Raw genomic sequence first — 22639 nt, forward strand, 5'->3', positions numbered from 1 at the left:
ACCTTCCAACCCCCGAACACCACAAGGCTGCAAGGTTACACAAAAACCCTGTAGGAGCTGTCGAGTGAAACGAGGCTGCGATCTTTTGATCCTGTTTTTTAAAATCAAGATCAAAAGATCGCTGCGTGCCGCAGCTCCTACAGAGGTACTCCGGGTTTACGGGCAATGATGATCTGGCTTTTGGCAATCACCGAGTCCAGCGCCTGTTTGATCTGCGCGCCACGTGGCGAGCTGAGCAACGCCTGCCAGGTATCCGCCCAGTGATTGAGCAACGGATGATCCGGGTTGTTCAAATCAACCTTGGCTTCCCAGAACAACAGCATCCACACCGACCAGTAAAACCCGTGCTGGCTGTGGCTGATGATCTCCAGCCCGGCATCGCTGACCATCGTCTTGAACTGCTCTTCGCTGATGATCCGAATGTGGTTGGGCTTCTGGAAATACTCATCGGCGGCGATGCCTATTTGCAGGTTTTCGGAACTTGAATGCGGCACGCTCAGCAGGTACATGGCACCCGGCTTGCCGACCCGTACCAGTTCAGAAAGAAATTGCGCCGGATCGTCGACGTGTTCGATGACTTCGGTGGAAACCACCCGCGTTGCCGTGGCGTCGGCAATCGGTAACGGATTGCAGTCCGTGACATGGCATTCGATATCGCGCGCCGGCGTGTCGCTCAGGCGCTGGCGGGTCGCTTCGACCTTGGCCGCGTCGATGTCGGCGATGATGATCTTCGCCCCGCGCATGCCGCAGAAATGCACATTGCCGCCATCACCGCAGCCGACGTCGAGCAATACGTCGTCAGGGCTCACCACAAAACCTTTGAACAGCTCGCCGGTCGCTTCTGTGTACCAGCCGCTGAGCACCGCATCGTGCAGGCCGACCATGTAAGAATCTTTTTTCTCGGGGATCACAGCGGCAGGCGGCTCGGCAACTGGAGCCGGTGCTGTCGGCAATAATTTTTTCAAAAGTTGCAGCATGAGTACGCTCCAGAGGATCGGCTGGCATCGGCGAACCGGTTGCCTGGCAAGTGATGGAACAAAACGCCCGGCACAGCGATGGCGCGCAATTTTTCGATGCCCATGATCCGTTTGCCGGTCATGACGTGCGCCCTGCATCCAGAGGTTTGCGGGCGATGATGACCTGACTTTTCGGCATCAATTGATCGAGGGTCTGTTTGATCGCATGGCCATCGGGCTGGGCCAGCAGGTCTTGCCAGGTGCGGGCCCAGCTTTCCATCAACGGTGGATACGGCGCCTGAATGCGATCACGCACCGCGCCGCCGGGATCTCTGCCGGCCGCGCGCTCGCTCGCCCAGAAAAAAATCATCCCCATCACCCAGAAAAATCCATTGGCCTGGCGATGCTCGATTACCAGACCCGCGTCCTCTACCAATGCGGCGAAACGCTCCGGGGTAAAAATCTGCACATGATTGGGCGATTGGTAATAGCTGGCCGGGGCGATGCCCTTCTGCAAATGCTCACCCACCGGTGCCGGTACGCTAAGCAGGTATTGCGCACCGGGGCGCCCCATGCGCACCAGTTCGGCCATGAACGGTTCCGGGTGGTCGATGTGCTCCAGCACTTCCATGCACACCACTTTGCTGGCGCAGCCATCGGCCAATGGCAGCGGCAGGCTGTTGCTGACCAGGCCCAGGTTCAGTTGATGGCTTTGCGCGTCGACCTGCCGGGCAAGATCGCGCACCTTGTGGTGTTCACTGTCAGTGAAAATCACCGAGGCGCCCTGGCGTACGGCGAATAACGTTGCCACGCCTTCGCCGCAACCAACGTCGAGCAGCGTGTCATCCGCCGTGATTGCAAAACCTTTGAGCAATTCGCCCGAGGCGCCTAAAAACCAGCCGTCGAGCACGGCGTCATGCAAACCGACATCAGCAGGCGAAACGCTGGGGAGCGGCGCAGGCTCGGGCATCGGTGGGGGCGCGGGTAACCATCGTGCGAGCAGTCGCCGAATCATGCGCGCGAGACTTGTGCAGGAGGCGTCTGAGCCGATTGCAGACGTTGTTCAAAAAATGCCCGCAAACGCTGTTCGGTGTTGTCCTGACTGCAAAAACGCTGCAGATTGCTGACGGCGTGGGCCGACATTCTGGCGTAGCGCTGACCATCGGTTTTCGCCACGTCATAGCTGGCGCGATAGGCCGTACACAGCGAATCCCAGTCGGTCATGTAGCGCATCGTCCGATACGCCGCGCGGGGATCGTGCGGCCAGGCCGTGAGCTCTTCAGTGAAATCGACGATGAACGCACAATCGCTGTCGATGTAATCGGCCATTGCCGTGTTCAGCGGTGCAATCGCCGGTTTGCCGCACGACATGAATTCCATCAACGGCAGGCACTGCCCTTCGCCGTAGGAGCTGTTGACCACATAACTGGTGGCCTGCACCAGCGCTTCATAATCAACATCAGCCAGATAGCCGTGGATCAACACGATCCGGCATTGGTACGTCTGATTCTTGTAGAGATGATGCACCATGTCGTACAGCGCATTGGCGATGTCATGGTGGGTGAGTTTCAGCACCAGCGTTGCATCGGGCACGTCACGAAAAGTGCTGCAGAATGCACTGATCATGTCATGCCAATTCTTGCGCCCGTCATAGGGATTGAACACCGAGGTGTAGACCACGCCCTCAAGTTGCACCGTGCAATCCTGCGGTGGACCGCTGAACGACATCGGCGTCCCCTCTTGCAGCTCGCTTGGGCCATACGGCCGCAAGTCGACGGTGCGGCTATCGATCAACAGACCTCGCAAGTTCAACTGCACGTTTTCCACCACTGAGCTTTTGCTCAATGGCTGACCACGCGCGGCGAAGCGATCCCACACCGGCGCAGGGATTGCACACACCGGATAATCGGCCCCCATCACATCGCGCACGGTATTGACCGTGAACGTCGAATGGGTGATCGCCCTGCCGCAGGCCTCCAGCACCACACGCCAGTCATGGCGCGGTTCACCCTGCCAGCTCTCGGTCGGAATGGTGCTGAATTCCCAGGCAAATACCGGAATGGTCGGGCACGCATAATGAATCGGCGTGCGATGCGGCGGCGAGAACGACAGGTAGACACATGCTTCGCCACGGCTCAGGCAATCGAAATACAGGCGATCGACCAATTCGTCGGGATTACTTACCTCGATGACCTGACCGATGCGTTCCAGCACCGGGCGGAATTCCTTGAGCACGAAGTAATAGCTGTACTCGGGCCGGCCGAGGTTTTGCTGGATATTGCTCTTGTTGGTTTCCGAATGAATGATGATCAGCATGAGGCAGCCCCCGCTTCGATTGGCTGCGAAGCGACGTCACGGACAGGTGTCAGCCCGAGAAACGCTGCCAGGCGTTGCTGCACAGGCGCGAAACCGCAGTAATCGTGCATACGCTGATCAGCGGCGGCGGCCATGGTCTGGTAAGCCTGCGGATGATTTTTAGCCATCGCGTAGCTGTCCTCGTAAGCGGTTTTCAGCGAGCCCCAGTCCGGGCGATGGCGCAGCGTGCGATACAGAATCCGCACGTCCTCCGGCCAGATGGTCGGCTCGCGGCTGGACTTGACGATGAAGCCGACTTCTTCATCGATGTAATCGCGCATGGCCGTGTGGTTTGGCGCGATCACCGGACGGGCGCACGACATGAATTCCATCAACGGCAGGCACAACCCTTCGCAGCGTGACGCGTTGACATAGAAACTCGCCGCGCCATACAACCGGGCGAATTCCTCGTCTTCCAGATAGCCATGCATGACCACCACGCGGCAGGCAAAGGGCGACAGTTGCGACAGCAACGTGATCAGATGAACGTAGTAACTCGACAGGTCGTTCTGGGTGATTTTCAGCACCAGCGTCGCGTCTTCGACATCCCGCATGGCCCAGCAGAATGCCGTGATTAAGTGATGCCAGTTCTTGCGCCCGTCATCAGGGTTGAACACGCTCACGTAGACCACGCCACTGACGTCGATCTGTGCGTACTCGCTGGTATCGGGCAGCACCGCTTGAGGATGTTCGACTTGCTCTATGGCTTGCGCGACCGTCGTCGCCAGAGGCAAGGGCTCGGGGGCCGGCGTACGCAGACCGGAAAGCTTTTGGCGCAGCGCATCGGGCAATAAATCGCTGACGGCTTCGCGATACCACATCAGCAGGTTGTGCTTGAGCAGAAACAGCGGCCGATGCTCGGAAGGACGGGTGAAGGCTCGAACGCCTTCACGCAGATAATGCCTGGTGATGAATGCCCGACGGCGCGGGGTCAGCTCGGGAGGTGGCAGAGGTTCTGCCGGCGTCTCCTCGACCGGCTCGGCCAGGCCACGGGTTTCCAGTTCCTGCTCGTTGTGAATGGGCGCGATCAGACCGTCGGCAGACAACCCCAGAGCGCGGCTGTCGATGATGCAACCCTTGATCTGCAACGTCGCTCCGGCGTTCACCGCTGCGGGCGGAAATTGCTGACGCACAGCGGCAAAACCTTCCCACAATGGCGTGGGCAGAACCAGTACAGGAAAGTCTTCACCCAAGGTGCGGCGGATCGCTTCGGCCGTGTGGCTGGACAGCGTGATCACCCGGCCATGCCGCGCCAGCGTCTGGCTCCAGTCCTGGCGGGGATCATCGGGGTGGCACTCGGAAGGGATCGAGTCGTACTCCCACGCGATCACGCACACCGTCGGGCATTGCAGGTCAGTCGGGGTTTTATGCGGTGGCGAGAACGAAAGAAACAGACACTCTTCACCGGCCTCTTGCAGGTGTCGATACAGCGGATCGACTTCAGCCGCCGATGCCACGACATGCACCCGCCCAAGGCTTTCCAGCACAGGGCGATAGGCCTTGAGCACGAAGTAATAGCTGTATTCGGGACGCCCAAGACTCTGGCTGATGGAGCGGTCGTTGACGTCCGAGTAAAGAATGAAATTCATGGCATTCCACGATGAAACCACCATCCCGGCAGTCTCATGCTATGACGGCCAAGCGTCGGATCGAATCGGTTTTACCGGCCTTCGTCCTTCGTCATGGGAAACGTCTTCGTTCTTGTTTTAGTGGTTGGTTTCACTCTGGCTCGCGACCCTTGCGACAAACTTTGAAGAATGGCGGCGAGGGGCATTCTAAACACATCCATCAAGGATTCGTGAACCGCCCGGCGAGAATAAATTTGGCTACGCTGACGAGAACTGACCGGTCACGGTTTGGCCAGTTGAAATTGCTCGGCAATTGGCACAGATTGACAGCAAATAACTACAACAACGTTTTCGCCTGTCGTCTTAGCGGATTTTCCAACCGATCTGACAGACCCTTCTCTAAAGCCTGTAGGAAGTGCTGCGAAAACCAAGACCAAGGGGTCGCTGTTTGAAAAAGCGTCTGTTCGTCACGGGTCTCAGTGGATTCGTTGGACAACATATTCAGTCACGTCTGGCCTCGCCCGACGCTGCGTGGGAACTGCTGCCTGCGGCCTCACGTTTCGACCTGACGGATCCGCACAGCCTCATCGACCTGTGGCCGCACATGCCTGACGCGGTCATTCATCTGGCTGGCCAGACATTCGTCCCCGAAGCCTTCCGCGACCCGGCCCGCACCTTCGACATCAATCTGCTCGGCACCCTCAACCTGTTGCAGGCCCTCAAGGCCCGTGGTTTTCAGGGCACCTTTCTGTACGTCAGCTCTGGCGACGTCTACGGTCAGGTCAGCGAGAACGATCTGCCGATCACCGAACAACAAGCGCCCTGCCCGCGCAACCCGTACGCGGTGAGCAAAATCTCGGCCGAGTTTCTCAGCCTGCAATGGGGTTTGAGTGAGGGCTGGCCGGTACTGGTCGCGCGGCCGTTCAACCACATCGGCAGCGGGCAGAAAGACAGTTTTGTCATCGCCAGCGCGGCGCGACAGATCATTCGCATCAAGCAAGGTCTGCAAGCACCACAACTGGAAGTCGGCGATATTGACGTCAGCCGCGATTTTCTCGATGTTGGCGACGTGGTCTCGGCGTATTTCGCGTTGCTGGAAAAGGGCCAGGCAGGACAGGTTTACAACATCTGCTCGGGGCGGGAGCAGAGCATCCGCAGTCTGATTGAACAACTGGCCGATCTGGCCGAAGTAACCATGCAACTGGTTCAGGATCCGGCACGTATGCGACGCGCCGATCAGCGTCGCGTTTGCGGCAGCCATGAACGGCTGACCAAAACCACAGGATGGACGCCTGACATCACCACACAACAATCCCTGCGGGCGATCCTGTCCGACTGGGAGAAGCGAGTAAAACAAGAATGACTAAAAGTGCACTGATCACAGGGATCACCGGCCAGGACGGCGCTTATCTGGCGAAACTGTTGCTCGACAAGGGCTACAAGGTTCATGGCCTGGTGGCACGACGCAGCAGCGATTCGCGCTGGCGCCTGCGCGAGATGGGTGTCGAAGCCGACATCGTTTATCTCGACGGCGACATGGCCGATGCCTGCTCGGTACAGCGCGCGGTCATCAAATCGGCGCCGGACGAAGTCTATAACCTCGCCGCGCAAAGTTTTGTCGCCGCCTCCTGGGATCAACCGGTGACCACCGGCATCGTCGATGGCCTGGGCGTCACGCACTTGCTTGAAGCGATTCGTCAGTTCAGCCCGCACACGCGCTTCTATCAGGCCTCGACCAGCGAAATGTTCGGCCTGATTCAGGCTGAGCAGCAGGACGAGAACACGCCGTTCTACCCGCGCAGCCCCTACGGCGTGGCCAAGCTCTACGGTCACTGGATCACCGTCAACTACCGCGAAAGCTTCAACCTGCACGCCAGCAGCGGCATCCTCTTCAACCATGAATCGCCCCTGCGCGGCATCGAGTTCGTCACCCGCAAGGTCACCGACGCCGCTGCTCGCATCAAGCAAGGCAAACAGCAGGAGCTGGCGCTGGGCAACATCGATGCGAAACGCGACTGGGGTTTTGCCGGCGATTACGTCGAAGCCATGTGGCTGATGCTGCAACAGGACAAGCCTGACGATTTCGTGGTCGCTACCGGCGTCACCACCACGGTGCGCGAGATGTGCCGCATCGCCTTCGATCACGTCGGCCTCAACTACCGCGATTACGTGAAGATCGACCCGGCGTTTTTCCGCCCGGCCGAAGTTGAAGTGCTGCTCGGCAATCCGGCCAAGGCTCAGCGTGTGCTGGGCTGGAAGCCGAAAACCGACCTGGATACCTTGATCCGCATGATGATGGATGCGGACATGAAACGCGTCGCCAAGGAGTAGGCCATGCTGATCCCCGTGATTTTGTCCGGCGGTGCCGGCACTCGTTTGTGGCCGGTGTCCCGCGAGGGCCATCCGAAACCGTTCATGAATTTGCCCGACGGCCAGTCGCTGCTCGGCAAGACCTACCAGCGCGCCGCAGCTTTGCTCGACGGCTGGGGCGACATCGTCACGGTGACCAATCGCGAGTACTACTTCCAGAGCAAGGATCACTATTGCGCCGCTCACGTCTCGCGCCATCGCGGGCACTTCCTGCTGGAGCCGACCGGGCGCAACACCGCGCCGGCGATTGCTGCCGCAGCGTTGTCGCTGCAAGCGCTGCACGGTGATGACGCGATCATGGTGGTGATGCCGGCCGACCATTTGATCGTCAACCAGGACGCGCTGAAGACCGCCGTCGAGCACGCGGTCAATCTGACCAAGGACGGTTATTTGGTGACTTTCGGTGTGATCCCGACCGCGCCGGAAACCGGCTTCGGCTACATCGAAACCGGCGCGCCGCTGGACGCCAAAGGCGCGGCGAAAGTGCAGCGTTTCGTCGAGAAACCCGATCTGCAAACTGCCACGCATTATCTGGAAAGCGGCAACTTCCTGTGGAACTCGGGGATGTTCTGCTTCACCACGGCGGCGGTGATTGCCGAACTGCAATTGCACGCGCCTGAACTGCTGGAACAGACCCGCGCCTGCATGGCTGCCAGCGCACCGATCGAAACCGTCGGTTGCCTGCAACAGGAGCTGTCACCGGCGCTGTTCGCGGAAATCACCGACATCTCCATCGACTACGCGCTGATGGAACGCTCGGAAAAAGTCGTGGTGGTGCCGGCCGGTTTTGACTGGAGCGACATCGGTTCGTGGGGCGCCGTCGCAGCTCTGGTGCCCGCCGATGCCGACAACAACCGCGCCAGCGGCGACGCGATCTTCATCGACAGCCACAATAACTTCGTGCAGAGCGAAGACCGGCTGGTGGCGACGGTGGGTGTGGATAACCTGATCATCGTCGACACCGCCGACGCGGTGCTGGTGGCCCACGCCGACCGGGCGCAGGACGTGCGCCGGGTGGCCAAGCAACTCAAGGACAAATCCCACGAAGCCTATCGGCTGCATCGTACCGTCAGCCGCCCGTGGGGTACTTACACGGTTCTCGAAGAAGGGCCGCGTTTCAAGATCAAGCGCATCGTGGTCAAACCCGGTGGCAAGCTGTCCCTGCAAATGCACCATCACCGCAACGAACACTGGGTGGTCGTCGAAGGCATGGCCAAGGTCACCAACAACGGCACCGGCACCACGCTGGTGGCGAAAAATGAATCGACCTTTATTGCCGCCGGCCATAAACATCGCCTGGAAAACCCCGGGGTGATCGATCTGGTGATCATCGAAGTGCAAAGTGGCGAATACCTGGGAGAGGACGACATCGTCCGCTTCGAAGACCAATACGGCAGGACGGTTTAAATGCTGCTTTCCCTGTACCGCTCGTTGTACAGCTATCGGGGATTCATCCTCGGTAGCGTCAAGCGGGAGTTTCAATCGCGGTATCGCAACTCGCTGTTCGGTGCGCTGTGGACTGTGCTCAACCCGCTGTCGATGATCGTGGTCTACACAGTGATTTTTTCCCAGATCATGCGCGCGCGCCTGCCGGGTGTTGATGACGGCCTGGCTTACAGCGTCTACCTGTGTGCAGGCCTGCTGACCTGGGGACTGTTCGCCGAAATTACCTCGCGCAGCCAGGGCATGTTCCTCGAAAACGCCAACCTGCTGAAAAAAATCAGCTTCCCGCGTATCTGTCTGCCGGTGATTGCGCTCCTCAATGCCGGCATCAACTTCGCGATCATTCTGGGATTGTTCTTCGGCTTCCTGCTGATCAGCGGACGCTTGCCTGGCATGGCTTTGCTGGCGTTGATCCCGCTGCTGATCCTCCAAGTGATCTTCGCCGCCGGGCTCGGGATGTTGCTTGGCATTCTCAACGTGTTCTTTCGCGACGTCGGTCAGATGTTCGGAATTTGCCTGCAATTCTGGTTCTGGCTGACACCGATCGTTTACCCACTGTCGATTCTGCCGCCGGGCATTCAACACGTTATCGGACTGAACCCGATGACCCCCCTGATGACCAGTTACCAGAATGTGTTTCTCTATAACCAATGGCCGGACTGGTCTTCGCTGATTCCGTTGTTAATCATCGGTCTGTTGCTCTGCGCCATGGCGTTGCGGCTGTTTCGTCATCGCGTCGGTGAAATGGTGGACGAGCTCTGATGGGACATATACGCGTTACCGGCCTGGGCAAGGCCTACAAACAGTATCCGAACCGCTGGAGCCGCCTGTTTGAATGGCTGGTGCCGTTTTCCGGAACCCGCCACCACCAGCACTGGATCCTGCAAGACGTCGACTTCGAGATCAAACCCGGGGAGGCCGTCGGCATCGTCGGCGTCAACGGCGCGGGTAAAAGTACCCTGCTGAAAATGATCACCGGCACCACCCAGCCGACCTGTGGCCACATTCAACTGGAAGGCCGGGTTGCCGCGCTGCTGGAACTGGGCATGGGTTTTCACCCGGACTTCACCGGCCGACAGAACGCCTTCATGTCGGGTCAGTTATTGGGCATGCAAGTCGAAGAGATTGAACAACTGATGCCGCAAATCGAAAGCTTTGCCGAAATCGGCGAAGCCATCGATCAACCCGTGCGCACCTATTCCAGCGGGATGCAGATGCGTCTGGCGTTCAGTGTCGCCACCGCGCGACGCCCGGACATTCTGATCGTCGACGAAGCCTTGTCGGTCGGCGATGCCTACTTCCAGCACAAAAGCTTCGAACGCATACGCAGCTTCCGCGCGGCCGGTACCACTCTGCTGATCGTCTCCCATGACCGCTCGGCCATTCAGTCGATCTGCGACAGCGCCATTCTTCTCGAAAACGGGCGTCTGGCCATGCGCGGCAAACCCGAAGAAGTCATGGACTATTACAACGCCATGCTCGCTCAGCGCGAGGGGCAGACGGTACGCCAGGAAATGCTTGCCAACGGTCAGGTGCAAACAATTTCCGGCACCGGTGAAGCGGGGATTATCAGCGTGCGCCTGCTCGATGCACGCGGGCGCAGTCTGGAAGTTGCAGAAGTCGGTCAGCCTGTGGTGCTGGAGGTGCAGACCGAAGTTCGTAAAGACATCGAACGGCTGATTCTCGGTTTCATGATCAAGGATCGGCTGGGTCAGGCCATCTACGGGATCAACACCCATCGCCTCGACAAAGCCGTCACCGACCTGAGCGCCGGCGAGCGCGTGACCTTCCGCTTCGCCTTCGACATGCGTCTGGGCAAGGGCAGTTATTCGGTCGCGTTGAGCCTGTCACGTCTCGACTCGCACCTGGATCGCAACTTCGAATGGCGCGATTACGGCCTGGTCTTCCACGTCATCAACAATCGCCAGGAAGACTTTGTCGGCTGCTCGTGGCTGCAAGCGCAAACCGACATCACCCGCTCCAGTGAACCCCTTGTACAAACGCCTGATATGGAGATCTTGCGATGACGCGACTGTTGGTGGAGTGCACTTACGTTTTCGAACACCCGACCGCCAACTCCGGCATTCAACGCGTGGTGCGCAACGTCATCCAGCAACTGCCGGCGACCGATGAAACTGTCGAGTGCATCCCGGTGGTGATGATTGATGGCGGTCTTTATGAAGTGAAAAGTCTGGCCCCGCTGAAATCACCCAAGCTCGACCTGGTGAGCCTGCGCGTGAAGCTGGAGCAATGGGCCAACACCTTCTGGCTGCGCCACCGTGCACTGGAGCGACGTCGTCCGTTCAGCCAGTCGCATTTCGCCCGCCGAGTGCTCTACGTCGGCTGCCGGCTCAGCGCATTTGCCTGTTTCAGTTTGCCTATGCGCGTGCTCGAACGAGTCCTGAAAGGTAAAACCATTCCCGAACGTTGCGTCCCGTTAGCCCACCGGGCGGGCGATCAATTGGTGTTGCTCGACTCGTCATGGCACGCCAATTTTTTCCCCTTGGCCGAGCAACTCAAGCGCGACGGCGTCGGTATCATCTCGGTGATTTACGACCTGATCCCCCTGACCCATCCGCAGTTTTGCGATGCCGGCCTGGTCAAGGTTTTCAACGACTGGTTCGACTGGATCGCCCGCACGGCCGATGGCTACGTGGCGATTTCGACGACTATCCGCGACCAAGTGCGCGAGGAGATGCTGCGCCGGATTGGCGCGCAACAAGTCGAACAACGCTGGTTTGATTACTTCCACCTGGGCTCGGAACTGGATCTGAGCGATGCCGGTGCCGAGGTTGATCGAGCCTTGCTGCAGATGTTCAAAACGGCCGAGCCGGTGTTCCTCATGGTCAGCACCATTGAGCCGCGCAAAAACCATGCTTATCTGCTGGATGCCTTCGAACGCGCCTGGGCCACGGGATCCACGGCACGCTTGTGCATTGTCGGGAAAATTGGCTGGAAGTGTGATGCCTTGGTCGAGCGCATTCGCAAGCATCCAGAACTGAACCGCCGTTTGTTCATGTACAACTCTCTGTCGGACAGAAGTCTGGAACATGCCTATTCCCACGCCACCGCGTTGGTGTTCCCGTCTTACGTCGAAGGTTTCGGCTTGCCGCTGGTGGAAGCCATGCAACGTGGTTTACCGGCAATGGCCAGCGATATTCCGGTGTTCCGCGAAATCGGCGGCGACTACATGGCCTATTTCGATCTGGCAGACCCGCAAAGTCTGACCGATCTGGTGACCGGTATGGAGCACTCCGGCAAGTTTCCGGCCGCCCTGAGCCTTGAACAATGGCGTTGGCTCAGTTGGCGCGAAGCGAGCGCGCAATTGGTTCAGCGTATCGAGCGCAACCTGAACACATCGCTGCCTACCGAAGAGAAGCAGCATGCGCATAGCGCTTAACGCCAGAATTCTGCAGGCGCCGCGCACCGGCATCGGCCATTACGTCGCCGAACTGGTCAACGCCTTGCGCAGCGAACCTGATGTCGAAGTCACGCTGTTCCACGGCTGGGGCTGGAGTTCGGCGTTGCCGGAAGCGGCCATGCCCGGTTACTCGCGATTGACGCCACTGCTGCGACAAATCCCCGGAGCCTATCAGGCGCGGCGCTGGCTGGAGCAGAAGCGTTTCGATCAGGGTCGCGCGCAAGGCATCGATCTGTATCACGAGCCGAGCCTGTGGCCGCTGGCCTTCGACGGCCCGACCGTGATCACGTTGCACGACCTCACGCACCTGCATTTCCCCGACACACAGCCCGCCGCGCGGCTCAAGGAAATCGAGCGGCGACTGGCGAGCGGCGTTGCGCAGGCGCAGCTGATTCTCACTGACTCGCAAGCCATCGCCGATGAAGCGCAGGATTATTTCGGCTTGCCGGCCGAGCGCTTTGTGGTCGCCCCGTTGGGCGTCGCGGCACGCTTTCATCCGCGTGAGCCATTGGCGATCGACGCGGTGCTCAAAACGCACGCGGTAACGGCGCGTGAGTATTTCCTCTGTGTCGGCACGCTGGAACCGCGCAAAAACCTGACGCTGGCCCTGCGCGCGCACGCCTTGTTGCCAGAAGCCGTGCGTGAGCGCTTTCCGCTGCTGATCGTCGGCATGGCCGGCTGGCAGCGCGATCAGTTCAGTGAAGAATTGCGTCAGGCCCTGGCCAGCGGGCATGTGTGCCTCCTCGGTTACTTGCCCGATGAACACGTGGCGCAATTGCTCGCCGGCGCGCGGGCACTGATTTTTCCTTCGCTGTACGAAGGTTTCGGCCTGCCAGTGCTGGAGGCGATGGCCAGCGGCACGCCGGTGGTGGTCACCGGTTCTTCGGCGATGCCGGAAGTGGCAGGCCCGGCCGGCAACTATATTCAAGCTGACGATGCACAAGGCTTGCGCGATGCAATGAGCCTTCTGATCGACGATCAAGCGCATTGGCAGGCATGCCGAGAAGCCGGATTGCAGCAGGCACGGCTTTTTTCCTGGGAGCGTTGTGCACAGGCCACGGCCGGTGCCTACCGCCAGGCCATGGGAGGTTGATATGCGCGTACTTCACTTTTTCAAAACGTACCTGCCGGACTCGGTCGGCGGCATCGAACAAGTGATCTTCCAGCTCTGCGAAAGCGGCGCCCAGCACGGTATCGACGGTCAGGTGCTGACACTCAGCAGCGACCCGACACCGCCCGTGGTCAAACTCGGTCACCACGAAGTGCACCGCGCCAAACTCGACATTCAGTTCGCCTCCACCGGTTTTTCCTGGAGCGTGTTCAAACAGTTTCGCGAAATGGCCGCCGAGGCCGACGTGGTCAACTATCACTTCCCGTGGCCGTTTATGGATCTGGTGCATTTCGCCAGCGGCATGCAAAAACCCAGCGTCGTGACCTACCACTCGGACATCATTCGCCAGAAGCACCTGCTGAAACTTTACCGGCCACTGATGAACCGCTTCCTCGCCAGCGCCGATCGTATTGTCGCGGCGTCGCCAAACTACCTGCACACCAGCGATGTGCTGCAGCAGTTTCAGGACAAGACTCGAGTCATCCCCTACGGTTTGAACAAGGCCGGTTATCCACAGGCCGATAGCGAGCGCATGAACCGCTGGCGCCAGCAGCTTGGGGATAAGTTTTTCCTGTTCGTCGGGGTCATGCGTTATTACAAAGGCCTGCACATCCTGCTCGATGCGCTGAAAGACGTGGATTACCCGGTGGTGATCGTCGGCGCCGGCCCGCTTGAGCAAGAGTTGCATGCGCAAGCTGCAGCGTTGGGGCTGCGCAACATTCATTTCCTCGGCCGCGTGGGCGATGAAGACAAAGTCGCGTTGCTGCAATTGAGCTACGCGATCGTCTTCCCGTCGCACCTGCGTTCGGAAGCGTTCGGTATTTCGCTGCTGGAAGGCGCGATGTACGGCAAACCGATGATCTCCAGCGAGATCGGCACCGGCACCAGTTACATCAATATTCACAACGAGACCGGATTGGTGGTGCCGCCGAGTCATCCACAGGCATTTCGCGAGGCGATGCGTACGCTCTGGGATGATCCGGTGCGTGCGGCGGCGATGGGGGTGAAAGCGGAGGCGCGGTATCGGCAGTTATTCACAGCCGACGAAATGGGCCGCAAGTGGACGGAGCTGTATCAGGAATTGCTCGAAGAAAAATCCCTGTCCTACGCCTGATTTCGGCCTGAAACACATTCCCCATTGTGGGAGCGGGCTTGCTCGCGAAAGCGTCGGGTCAGTCGACATCATCGTTGCTGACAACCCGCCTTCGCGAGCAAGCCCGCTCCCACAGGGGTTTTGCGGTGGGTTCGGGATTACAGGTCGAGCACCAAGGGTTGGCTGCTTTGCGCCGGCACCGCACAACAAATCAGCACATGCCCCGCCTCCGGCATATCCGCCGGCACCTGTGGATAATTCACCGCGCCGCTGACCAGCCGCGTCTTGCAGGTTCCACATGAACCACCTCGGCAACTGAACTCCGGACGCAATCCACGGCTCTCCGCCAGTTCCAGCAAACTGCCACCATCCGGCTGCCAACGCGCCTCTTTCGCCGAACGCTCGAACACCACCGGAACCGAAGTGGTCGCTACGGGCGGTTGCTCAATCACGATCGCATCCGGATCAGCCTGACGTTTCAGCGTCGAAGGGCCAAAGGTTTCCGCATAAATCTGCGCATCGCGTACATCCAGTTCGCGCAGGGTGTCGTACAGCCCTTGGGTAAAACCACCGGGGCCACACAGGACAAAATCGATCTGGTCGAAATCATCGACCTCCAGCACATTCCTCAATACCTCGCCGTCAATCCGCGCCGGCAAATCGAAGTCCGCACCTTCCTGCACATCGGCTTCCGGCTGGCTGAGCAAACGCAACACCCGCACCGCATCGCCAGACGTTTCCAGCAAGCGATCCAGTTCCTTGCGAAAGGGTTGATCGGCCAGGCTGCGTGAACTCTGCAACAACAGCGTCGGACGAATCCTCCGCGTCCGTAAGCCTTGGTACACCACCTCGCGCAGCATCGACAGCAACGGCGTAATTCCCACACCAGCAGCCAACAACACCAACGGTCGCTGCTCCAGCGGTGCGACGGTGAAATGCCCCTGCGGCGCACGCGCTTCGAGTACATCGCCAACATTAATCTGCTCATGCAGATGCGACGAAATCAGGCCCTCTCGCTTGACGCTGATCCGGTAGAAACCATCCGATGGCGCACTCGAAAGGCTGTAAGTACGAATGTGTACCTCGCCCTCCACGGTGAAACGCAGCGGCAAATGCTGACCGGCAAGAAACACCGGCAAACCGGCGCCATCGGCGGGCTCCAGATAGATCGAGCGAATGTGCTGACTCTCCGCTTCGATCTTCGCCACCCGCAGAGGCCGCCATTGATTGCCGAGTGCCTGCGCCTGCAAACGTGCGTCCGCCTCGGCCCAGTTACCGGTCAACAGACTGGTCGGCGACATGCCGTCGAAGCGCCAGCGCAAGGCTAATGCCGCCGGGCGCCGCACCAGGTTTTCCACATCAAATGTCCACAGGCGTTCCGCGCCTTGAAACGCCTCGATTTGCGGCCCTTCGAGAATGATCTCGGTGCGCCCGCTGAGTTGCAGTACATCGCCTGTGGAAAAGTCGATGAACAGCAGGCCGGCCTTGGGGTTGAGCAATAAATTGCCGAGGGTATTGAAATGCAGATTGCCGGCAAAGTCGGGGATGGTCAGACGATTCCCTTCCACCCGTACGAAACCTGGCTGGCCGCCTCGGTGGGAAACATCCACCGCGCGCTGACCATCAACATCGACATAACTGGCGACGAAGAACGTGTCGGCGCCTTCGATCAACGCCGTGGCCGTCTCATCGAGAGCGTCCAGATGCTGAGCCGGGCGGGTTTGCGGATCCGTCAGTGGCACGCGCTGAAACTGGCGCAGTTGAATGTATTGCGGGCAGTTACCGAAAGCCTGATCCACGCTGACGTCGAACCCCTGCGCGGTCAGATTATCGACATGGCCGTTGAGGCGATTGCGCCGGCGGGTGTGCAGTTCGATGCCGAGCAAACCGATCGGCTCGCCATTGCGCAGTTGCGCCGGGTCATCGGCCGAGGTTTGGCTGGCGAAATGCAGGTGCTCGGGATCCGGCGAATGAGCGAAGCCCGGCGCACCTTCAAGCACACTGGCCCACGGCCGACCCTGCGCATCGACGGCGCCGTACAGCATGAAGGGCAATTGCTGATAGAACTCACGGTGCTGATCCGGCATCCACGTGCGAATCACCTTACGCCCGAACGCCTCCATGCGTTCAGCAACCCCGACTTTCGCCTGCAACTGTTGCTCGCCAGCGTGCCACGGTGAACGTTCCATCACGACCTCTCCCCTGCACCGTCGGCACAGTGTGGATTGCGGGAATCAGACTGCGGTTTGCAGACCGGCGACGGTGCGCGGCATGCCGACAAAACCGGGCAAGGCTTCGACCCGGGCCAGCCAGGCGCGAACGTTGCCGTACTCATCCAGCGACACATTGCCTTCCGGCGCATGAGCGATGTAACTGTAGGCCGAGACGTCGGCGATGGTCGGTTCTTCGCCGGCCAGATACGGGGTTTTGCCCAGTTCGACGTCCATCACTTTCAGCAGGTTGTGCGCACGGGTGATGGCTTCATCAGCATTCAGTTGCGCGCCGAATACCGTGACCAAGCGTGCGGCAGCAGGGCCGAAAGCAATCGGCCCGGCGGCGGCCGACAACCAACGCTGCACATGCGCGGCACCGACCGGATCCGCAGGCAGCCAACGTCCGTTGCCATACTTCTGCGCCAGATACACCAGAATAGCGTTGGAATCGGCGAGCACCACGCCGCCGTCATCAATCGCCGGGACTTGGCCGAAGCTGTTGATGGCCAGATACGTGGGCTGCTTGTGCTCACCCTTGGCCAGATCGACGAAAATCAGCTCGGTCGGCAATTGCAGCAGGGACAGCATCAACTCGACGCGATGAGCGTGGCCAGAACGCGGGAAGTTGTAGAGTTTGATCGCTTGCATGGTCGACTCCGCTGAACAGGGGCGCCGCTGCGGGGATGAGCGCGCCGAGGGGGCCATCTTCCGCTGATCGCGAAAACAACAGAATCACCAGTAACTGCAAACGATTATTTCAGCTCGTGCAATAACGCTGCATTTTTCAACGCGGGATGTTCGCGCAAAGCCTGTACCGCGAAATCGACAAAACTGCGGATCCGCGCCGGCGCCTTGCGCCCGCCCTGATAGACCACATGGATCGGCAATGCGAGCAGTTCGAATTCGGCGAGGACGATTTCCAATTCACCGGCGGCCACCTTGCTCGCCACTTGATAAGACAAAACCCGCGTCATCCCCAAGCCCATGGCCGCCGCCGTAATCGCAGCCTGATTGGCGGTCACGATCAGACGCGGCTCAGGTCGCACGCTGAATGGTTCGCCGCCGTCGAGAAACGGCCAAGTGCGTTGCTGACCAATTGCTGAAGTCGCCACGACGGGCACGCCCGCCAACGCGTGTGGATGAACCGGCCGACCGTGCTGCGCGAAATAAGCCGGAGAGCCACAAATCACCCGACGCACCTCACCGACCCGGATCGCATGCTGGCTGCTGTCGGGCAGATCACCGATGCGCACCGCCACATCGATACCCTCTTCGACCATGTTGACGATCCGGTCGACCAGCACCGCGTTGATCGTGACTTCCGGATACTGCGCGAGATAACCCGCCATCACCGGCGTCACAAACAGATCGCCGAACAACACCGGCGCCGTCACCGTCAATTGCCCACGCGGCTGCGCATGACTGCCCGCCGCCGAATCCTCGGCTTCCTGCACCTCCGCAAGAATTCTCCGACAATCCTCCAGATAACGCTGTCCCGCCTCGCTCAAATGCACACTGCGCGTGGTACGAATCAACAACTGCGTACCAATGCGCAACTCCAGCGCCGCCACCGCCCGCGTCACACTGGCCGCGGAAAGGCCCAAACGCCGCGCGGCCGAGGAGAAGCCCTGCTCTTGGGCGACGGTGGTGAAGATGTGCATTTCCTGGAAGCGATCCATGGGTTTGACCCTCACATCAAAATCAAAAGATCGCAGCCTGCGGCAGCTCCTACAGGTGAAATACGATTCCCATGTAGGAGCTGCCGCAGGCTGCGATCTTTTGCAGTTGGGTACCAACAACATAGTTTGACACAACCCATCGCGTAAATCGGGGTCTGTAGGATGATTCGCGATAAAGACAACAGCAACATAGATTGACACAGATGGGCTGCGCTTCAAATACAGGGCCGGGCTGCTCCCAACATAGTGTGACACCAACAACTGAAGTAAGCGGTCAGGAGGGGAGCAGCATAATCTGCGGTCTTCAGCACAAGCTCAGTGCGATGTCTAAATCTGTGCGCAACCTACGGCCGGCTCCCATAAGCACATAAACCGTATTTTTCGTCTCAAACAAGCAGTTGTGAGTGAAGGAAACCCCCAACGTTGATCTGACCCAATCACCAGGCGCAAAACGACCTTTTCTATCTTGGATAACCGTCAATGCGTAAACCAAGGCAGGGATAAGCCCTCTATCGGTGATGGCTATTCGTTGACGTGTTGTAACTTCGAGATCCAAGATTACCCAATCAGCAACAAGGCAATATGCACGGGAAGGAAAATGCAGACCTGCGAATGTCACTGCATCTAAATCGGGGAGTGGGCACCCGTTTATGTTTTCGCCTGCGGAAAGCAGCGAGGTAAACGCCGCCAAATTCATTCATCCCTCCAGCCGGTCGGTAAACTGACTCGAACGTGAATCATCCATAAGCATAGCTCTCAGCGAACAGCCTGGTACCGATGGCGACGAATAGTAGCCAGGTCGCCTCACACCTGGTTTCTCAACTCTCCCTTTATCTCACTGAACGGGATGATTTCTATTGGCGGCGTCACAGCACAAAGCGGTTTACGCCAATAATCCACGCTATGCCATTGGCCGTGCTTGAACCCAACCTCTGGGTAGGTGCCGATGTGGGTGAACCCGAGTGCTTCATGGATACCTATACTTCCTGCGTTGGGTAAGGCAATGCCGGCATAGGCTGCATGAATCCCCTGTTTCTCTAGAACTGGTAGAAGCTGCTGATAAAGCGCACGACCAACCCCTTTTCGGTGCACAGCCGGATCAACATACACGGTGACATCCGCCGACCATCGATAGGCTTCTCTCGCTCGATGCTCGCTTGCGTAAGCGTATCCAACGACGTTGCCCTCCACCTCGGCTACCAGATAGGGATGCGGCGGTAGTGTTGCGGTTATTCTTGATGCCATCTCATCAACAGTCGGTGGTATCAGCTCGAACGAGATGACTGAGTTCAAACCATTGGAGCATAGATAGTCTGGATGGCAGGGGCATCAGATGGTGTAGCAACCCTCACTTTGTAATTCATGTCTTTCCTTACTGCCCCTTTAAAAAATCGCGTTTGAAAGGCTGAACCACCTTAAGGCCTAGCCCTTCAGGATGTCGCGATAGGAACGTGAACTACGCCTTGAGCGGGCTTACCGCATCCACGAACCGTAGAGAGCACCGTTCAGTGAATTGTGAGCTTTTGCTCATGGGGACTAGGCTGCGGGATATCCACGACAACGTCTTTAGCACCGAGAACCTTCGCCAGGAACAGCGCCGTTAACCCACCGAAAAACTGCGCGATGATGAACAGCGCTACGTCTGACATCCGTATCCCCGAGAATGTATTGGTGAACACGCGAGCAATCGTCACCGCCGGATTCGCACTTAAAAACCAGTCGGACCCTACGCATGCGCTTCAAGTTTAAATCATGCCGCCCGTCAGGAGACACATGCGAAGATTCGTTGTAAATAGGAGCCACTCATCGGTGGGTATGTGCCGCAGAAATATTTTTTTGAAAAAAAAATACAGACATTACAGAATTGTAATTCTTCAATCATCTCCCTGTTATCTTCAAATTGCAACGATACAAGTCGGCGACGATACGAAAGCGCAACGCGCTTTCCGTAAACAATAATTCCAGCCGAAGAACTTACTAGTTCTGCCAAACCTAAGGAGTGATTAATGGATAACAATACAAAATTCTCAATGGCCGCTTTAGCGTTGGTTGTCAGTTCTGGGCCTTCCATGGCATTCGCAGAGGAAAAGACTGGGGGATTTATCGAAGATAGTAGTCTTTCCGTGCTAAATCGAAATTTCTACTTCAATCGTGACCATCGTAACGGGCAATCAAGCCCCACAGGCAATGGTTATTCAGAGACTTGGTCGCACGCGATCATCAGTAAATTTGAATCCGGTTTTACTCAAGGCACTGTCGGTGTGGGCGTCGATGCTTTCGCGATGATTGGGTTGAAGCTTGATACGGGTGACGGTCGAAATGGTGGTCGTAGTTCGTTCGATGTACTGCCTGTCAATGGCGATGGTGAGGCTCGAGATGAGTACACAAAAGTCGGTGGGGCAGCAAAGGTTCGCGCTTTTGACACAGTAGTGAAAGTTGGTGATGTTTTTCCAGCGAACCCCGTCGTGGCTTCTGGCGACTCAAGACTACTACCCGAAAGTTTCCGCGGTGTAACCGCGACCAATACCAGCATTGAAGGACTGACTGTTCAAGGTGGTCGCCTGCACGCCATGAGCCAACCAGTCTCCAGCAATATGCGCGACAACTTCGCGACATTCTATGCAGGGCCTGTTAATTCACCTTGGGTAGGCTATTTCGGCGGCGACTACAACGTTAACAAAAATATCATCGTTAGTCTCTATTCCAGTCGCCTCAAAGACGCTTGGAATCAATACTATGCGGGCACGGGATTGAATTACTCACTGTCTGATCAGCTTTCTGTATTCGGTGGCGTGAATTACTACAAGGCCGTTGATGAAGGAAAGAAACTGCTGGGAGAATTCGACAACAATATTTGGAGCGCTAAAGTTGGCGTGAAGTATGGTGCGCACTCACTTGCACTTTCTCACCAGCGAAATAATGGTAATGACGACTTCGACTATCTGCGTCAGTCGGACTCTATCTTTCTCGACAACTCGATCCAATACAGCGATTTTAACTCGCCAAAAGAACGTTCGTGGATGGTTCGCTACGACCTCGACATGAGCTCGTACGGCGTACCAGGCCTGTCGTTTATGACACGTTATGGTCGCGGCACCGACGCTGACTATTCCAACGCTAACGCAACATACATGAGGCGCGATGCAGACGGGAACCCGTTGACAGATCAGAAACGTTGGGAGCGCGACATTGAGGTGAAGTACGTCGTTCAGACAGGTTCCTTGAAAGATATGTCTTTCCGCTTGCGGCAAGCGAATACTCGCGCAACCGCTTTTGAATCGGATCTGGATGAGGTCCGTGTGATTGTTGAGTACCCACTCGCCATTCTGTAATACCTAAACGGGAAAATTCTCGGTTCTTCTAAATTGTCCCATTTTTGATTGAAAATTTCAAAATTGTAATTTTTCAATCATCTCCACGTTAACTAGGATTGCTTATAGTGAGTGGGAGTTATTAGGAATCTAGCTAGCGCATCTGGTTAGATCTCTACAGACAAGTAGCAAGCCTGTGAAAATCTGGAAACTCATTGTTGTTCAGTTAAAGCTACAATTTCACCTTTAGAAGCTCCTTCGGAAAAGGGTGAATTTTTAAGACGTCCCTCGGGACGTCTTTTTTATACCTGTTCGAAGCGAATCTAAAAAACGCCCGATTCCTATTTTTCATATCAGTCGAGCGTTATAGATTGTTCAGATAGTAGGATAGCTACTAGCCACCACGTTTGCGACACTCTCCAGCCACAGTGTACCTAATCGTATTTAGCTGCCCATTTGAATCTTCATAAGTCATGGCGGCTGGCACCACCGCGCAGACTTTTGCAGGCCGCACCACACTGATCACTTTCACAACATCCATCTTCATTCCGTACTCGTATTGTTTCGCTACAGGTGCGCTTTTCCCTTGGCTAATAGCATACTGCTCCATAGCTTTAGCATTAGCCGCCATCATTTTCTCAAAGGTTTTGTCTCCTCCCCCTTCAGCAGAGACAAGAGAGGATAACGCCAGAGTTCCAGCGAGAGTAATAATGCTCATGAATTTCATATTGAGTACCTCATATATTAACAGTTACCAGAATATCAACTAGAACATTGCGTAGGTGTGGCGCCAGGATTACCGATGTCCAATCTGCCATCCAAAAAAAACCGCAACCGGAAACCGGAAGCGGTTTTTTTTATTCAGCGTACTGCTACATTTACATTTCATCAGTCTCATCTTTAGCATCACTTGACACTACTGGCTCGATTTTTCCTTCTTTAGCCACGTACTTCTCCATTGCTAGATCATTTGCGACCATCATTTTCTCAAAGGTTCTGTCTCCGCCACCTTCGGCTAAAGCAACTGAAGAAAGGACTAAAGCACTCGCAAGAGCAAAAATTTGAGCAATTTTCATACTGACACCTCATCTAGTTGACACTCTTAGGGTATCAATTCGA

Annotated in this window: 20 protein-coding genes and 1 pseudogene; 9 read left to right on the top strand and 12 right to left on the bottom strand. The window is 57.4% G+C overall.

Annotation, left to right across the window (positions count from 1 at the left end; translation table 11 throughout):
* Positions 1–137: 137 nt before the first annotated feature.
* The 4 genes from KFS80_RS17060 to KFS80_RS17075 form a co-directional block, all read right to left on the bottom strand.
* A complete protein-coding gene (locus KFS80_RS17060) occupies positions 138–977 on the bottom strand; it encodes a class I SAM-dependent methyltransferase (protein ID WP_053125253.1) in 840 nt (279 codons plus the stop codon).
* Between the two features lie 118 nt (positions 978–1095).
* Complete coding sequence (locus tag KFS80_RS17065; protein WP_212545412.1) at positions 1096–1971, bottom strand: class I SAM-dependent methyltransferase; 876 nt, start codon at positions 1969–1971, stop codon at positions 1096–1098.
* Positions 1968–3272 (bottom strand): glycosyltransferase family protein, encoded by a 1305-nt coding sequence (locus tag KFS80_RS17070; RefSeq protein ID WP_212545413.1) that lies wholly within the window; start codon positions 3270–3272, stop codon positions 1968–1970. The genes KFS80_RS17065 and KFS80_RS17070 overlap by 4 nt, the downstream gene beginning before the upstream one ends.
* A complete protein-coding gene (locus tag KFS80_RS17075; protein WP_212545414.1) occupies positions 3266–4900 on the bottom strand; it encodes a glycosyltransferase in 1635 nt (544 codons plus the stop codon). Before KFS80_RS17075 ends, KFS80_RS17070 begins: the two co-directional genes overlap by 7 nt.
* 427 nt (positions 4901–5327) lie before the next feature.
* Between KFS80_RS17075 and KFS80_RS17080 the strand changes: the two genes are divergently transcribed.
* From KFS80_RS17080 to KFS80_RS17115, 8 genes are read left to right on the top strand one after another with little or no spacing between them, the layout of a single operon-like run.
* Positions 5328–6242, top strand: a complete 915-nt coding sequence (locus KFS80_RS17080; RefSeq protein WP_212545415.1) for a GDP-mannose 4,6-dehydratase — start codon at positions 5328–5330, stop codon at positions 6240–6242.
* On the top strand, positions 6239–7210 hold the full coding sequence (gene gmd / locus KFS80_RS17085) for a GDP-mannose 4,6-dehydratase (protein WP_011336673.1): 972 nt from the start codon (positions 6239–6241) through the stop codon (positions 7208–7210). Before KFS80_RS17080 ends, gmd begins: the two co-directional genes overlap by 4 nt.
* 3 nt (positions 7211–7213) lie before the next feature.
* Positions 7214–8656, top strand: coding sequence for a mannose-1-phosphate guanylyltransferase/mannose-6-phosphate isomerase (locus KFS80_RS17090; protein WP_212545416.1), 1443 nt, complete (start codon positions 7214–7216; stop codon positions 8654–8656).
* On the top strand, positions 8657–9454 hold the full coding sequence (locus KFS80_RS17095; protein ID WP_053125263.1) for an ABC transporter permease: 798 nt from the start codon (positions 8657–8659) through the stop codon (positions 9452–9454).
* Positions 9454–10719: an ABC transporter ATP-binding protein gene (locus KFS80_RS17100; RefSeq protein ID WP_053125265.1), complete on the top strand. Its 1266-nt coding sequence runs from the start codon at positions 9454–9456 to the stop codon at positions 10717–10719. The genes KFS80_RS17095 and KFS80_RS17100 overlap by 1 nt, the downstream gene beginning before the upstream one ends.
* A complete protein-coding gene (locus KFS80_RS17105) occupies positions 10716–12092 on the top strand; it encodes a glycosyltransferase family 4 protein (protein ID WP_212545417.1) in 1377 nt (458 codons plus the stop codon). Before KFS80_RS17100 ends, KFS80_RS17105 begins: the two co-directional genes overlap by 4 nt.
* A complete protein-coding gene (locus KFS80_RS17110) occupies positions 12076–13206 on the top strand; it encodes a glycosyltransferase family 4 protein (protein WP_212545418.1) in 1131 nt (376 codons plus the stop codon). Before KFS80_RS17105 ends, KFS80_RS17110 begins: the two co-directional genes overlap by 17 nt.
* Position 13207: 1 nt before the next feature.
* Positions 13208–14338, top strand: coding sequence for a glycosyltransferase family 4 protein (locus KFS80_RS17115; RefSeq protein WP_212545419.1), 1131 nt, complete (start codon positions 13208–13210; stop codon positions 14336–14338).
* 137 nt (positions 14339–14475) lie between these two features.
* On the opposite strand, the gene KFS80_RS17120 is transcribed toward KFS80_RS17115, so the two are convergent.
* The 6 genes and pseudogenes from KFS80_RS17120 to KFS80_RS17145 all read right to left on the bottom strand — a co-directional run bounded on the left by KFS80_RS17120 (position 14476) and on the right by KFS80_RS17145 (position 19888).
* The gene (locus tag KFS80_RS17120) at positions 14476–16506 is read right to left on the bottom strand and encodes a pyridoxamine 5'-phosphate oxidase family protein (RefSeq protein ID WP_212545420.1); all 2031 of its coding nucleotides are present in this window, start codon (positions 16504–16506) and stop codon (positions 14476–14478) included.
* Between the two features lie 45 nt (positions 16507–16551).
* Complete coding sequence (locus KFS80_RS17125) at positions 16552–17178, bottom strand: glutathione S-transferase family protein (protein ID WP_212545421.1); 627 nt, start codon at positions 17176–17178, stop codon at positions 16552–16554.
* Between the two features lie 104 nt (positions 17179–17282).
* Positions 17283–18209, bottom strand: coding sequence for a LysR family transcriptional regulator (locus tag KFS80_RS17130; RefSeq protein WP_212545422.1), 927 nt, complete (start codon positions 18207–18209; stop codon positions 17283–17285).
* A 304-nt stretch (positions 18210–18513) separates the two neighbouring features.
* Positions 18514–18906: a DUF6957 family protein gene (locus KFS80_RS17135; protein ID WP_140396033.1), complete on the bottom strand. Its 393-nt coding sequence runs from the start codon at positions 18904–18906 to the stop codon at positions 18514–18516.
* 107 nt (positions 18907–19013) lie between these two features.
* Positions 19014–19573, bottom strand: a pseudogene (locus tag KFS80_RS17140) (arsinothricin resistance N-acetyltransferase ArsN1 family B).
* 141 nt (positions 19574–19714) lie between these two features.
* Complete coding sequence (locus KFS80_RS17145) at positions 19715–19888, bottom strand: hypothetical protein (protein ID WP_230679402.1); 174 nt, start codon at positions 19886–19888, stop codon at positions 19715–19717.
* Between the two features lie 327 nt (positions 19889–20215).
* Here KFS80_RS17145 and KFS80_RS17150 point away from each other — a divergent pair, with 327 nt between their 5' ends.
* Positions 20216–21541, top strand: coding sequence for an OprD family porin (locus tag KFS80_RS17150; protein WP_042561899.1), 1326 nt, complete (start codon positions 20216–20218; stop codon positions 21539–21541).
* A gap of 373 nt (positions 21542–21914) precedes the next feature.
* Here KFS80_RS17150 and KFS80_RS17155 read toward each other — a convergent pair whose 3' ends face one another.
* Positions 21915–22247 carry a DUF2790 domain-containing protein gene (locus KFS80_RS17155; protein WP_042561900.1) on the bottom strand — a complete coding sequence of 111 codons (333 nt, stop codon included), beginning with the start codon at positions 22245–22247 and terminating at the stop codon, positions 21915–21917.
* Positions 22248–22398: 151 nt separating this feature from the next.
* On the bottom strand, positions 22399–22596 hold the full coding sequence (locus tag KFS80_RS17160) for a co-regulatory protein PtrA N-terminal domain-containing protein (RefSeq protein ID WP_042561901.1): 198 nt from the start codon (positions 22594–22596) through the stop codon (positions 22399–22401).
* Positions 22597–22639: the final 43 nt, after the last annotated feature.

Origin of the sequence: Pseudomonas rustica, from assembly GCF_018336155.1 — a bacterium.
Taxonomy (GTDB): Bacteria; Pseudomonadota; Gammaproteobacteria; order Pseudomonadales; family Pseudomonadaceae; genus Aquipseudomonas; species Aquipseudomonas rustica.

What these genes read in the sequence shown, in the direction of transcription:
- KFS80_RS17155 (WP_042561900.1), bottom strand. Translation starts at nt 22,247, where the DNA reads ATGAAATTCATGAGCATTATTACTCTCGCTGGAACTCTGGCGTTATCC.
- KFS80_RS17100 (WP_053125265.1), top strand. Translation starts at nt 9,454, where the DNA reads ATGGGACATATACGCGTTACCGGCCTGGGCAAGGCCTACAAACAGTAT.
- gmd (WP_011336673.1), top strand. Translation starts at nt 6,239, where the DNA reads ATGACTAAAAGTGCACTGATCACAGGGATCACCGGCCAGGACGGCGCT.
- KFS80_RS17130 (WP_212545422.1), bottom strand. Translation starts at nt 18,209, where the DNA reads ATGGATCGCTTCCAGGAAATGCACATCTTCACCACCGTCGCCCAAGAG.
- KFS80_RS17090 (WP_212545416.1), top strand. Translation starts at nt 7,214, where the DNA reads ATGCTGATCCCCGTGATTTTGTCCGGCGGTGCCGGCACTCGTTTGTGG.
- KFS80_RS17160 (WP_042561901.1), bottom strand. Translation starts at nt 22,596, where the DNA reads ATGAAAATTGCTCAAATTTTTGCTCTTGCGAGTGCTTTAGTCCTTTCT.
- KFS80_RS17070 (WP_212545413.1), bottom strand. Translation starts at nt 3,272, where the DNA reads ATGCTGATCATCATTCATTCGGAAACCAACAAGAGCAATATCCAGCAA.
- KFS80_RS17125 (WP_212545421.1), bottom strand. Translation starts at nt 17,178, where the DNA reads ATGCAAGCGATCAAACTCTACAACTTCCCGCGTTCTGGCCACGCTCAT.
- KFS80_RS17115 (WP_212545419.1), top strand. Translation starts at nt 13,208, where the DNA reads ATGCGCGTACTTCACTTTTTCAAAACGTACCTGCCGGACTCGGTCGGC.
- KFS80_RS17095 (WP_053125263.1), top strand. Translation starts at nt 8,657, where the DNA reads ATGCTGCTTTCCCTGTACCGCTCGTTGTACAGCTATCGGGGATTCATC.
- KFS80_RS17150 (WP_042561899.1), top strand. Translation starts at nt 20,216, where the DNA reads ATGGATAACAATACAAAATTCTCAATGGCCGCTTTAGCGTTGGTTGTC.
- KFS80_RS17060 (WP_053125253.1), bottom strand. Translation starts at nt 977, where the DNA reads ATGCTGCAACTTTTGAAAAAATTATTGCCGACAGCACCGGCTCCAGTT.
- KFS80_RS17105 (WP_212545417.1), top strand. Translation starts at nt 10,716, where the DNA reads ATGACGCGACTGTTGGTGGAGTGCACTTACGTTTTCGAACACCCGACC.
- KFS80_RS17065 (WP_212545412.1), bottom strand. Translation starts at nt 1,971, where the DNA reads ATGATTCGGCGACTGCTCGCACGATGGTTACCCGCGCCCCCACCGATG.
- KFS80_RS17110 (WP_212545418.1), top strand. Translation starts at nt 12,076, where the DNA reads ATGCGCATAGCGCTTAACGCCAGAATTCTGCAGGCGCCGCGCACCGGC.
- KFS80_RS17135 (WP_140396033.1), bottom strand. Translation starts at nt 18,906, where the DNA reads ATGAATTTGGCGGCGTTTACCTCGCTGCTTTCCGCAGGCGAAAACATA.
- KFS80_RS17120 (WP_212545420.1), bottom strand. Translation starts at nt 16,506, where the DNA reads ATGGAACGTTCACCGTGGCACGCTGGCGAGCAACAGTTGCAGGCGAAA.
- KFS80_RS17075 (WP_212545414.1), bottom strand. Translation starts at nt 4,900, where the DNA reads ATGAATTTCATTCTTTACTCGGACGTCAACGACCGCTCCATCAGCCAG.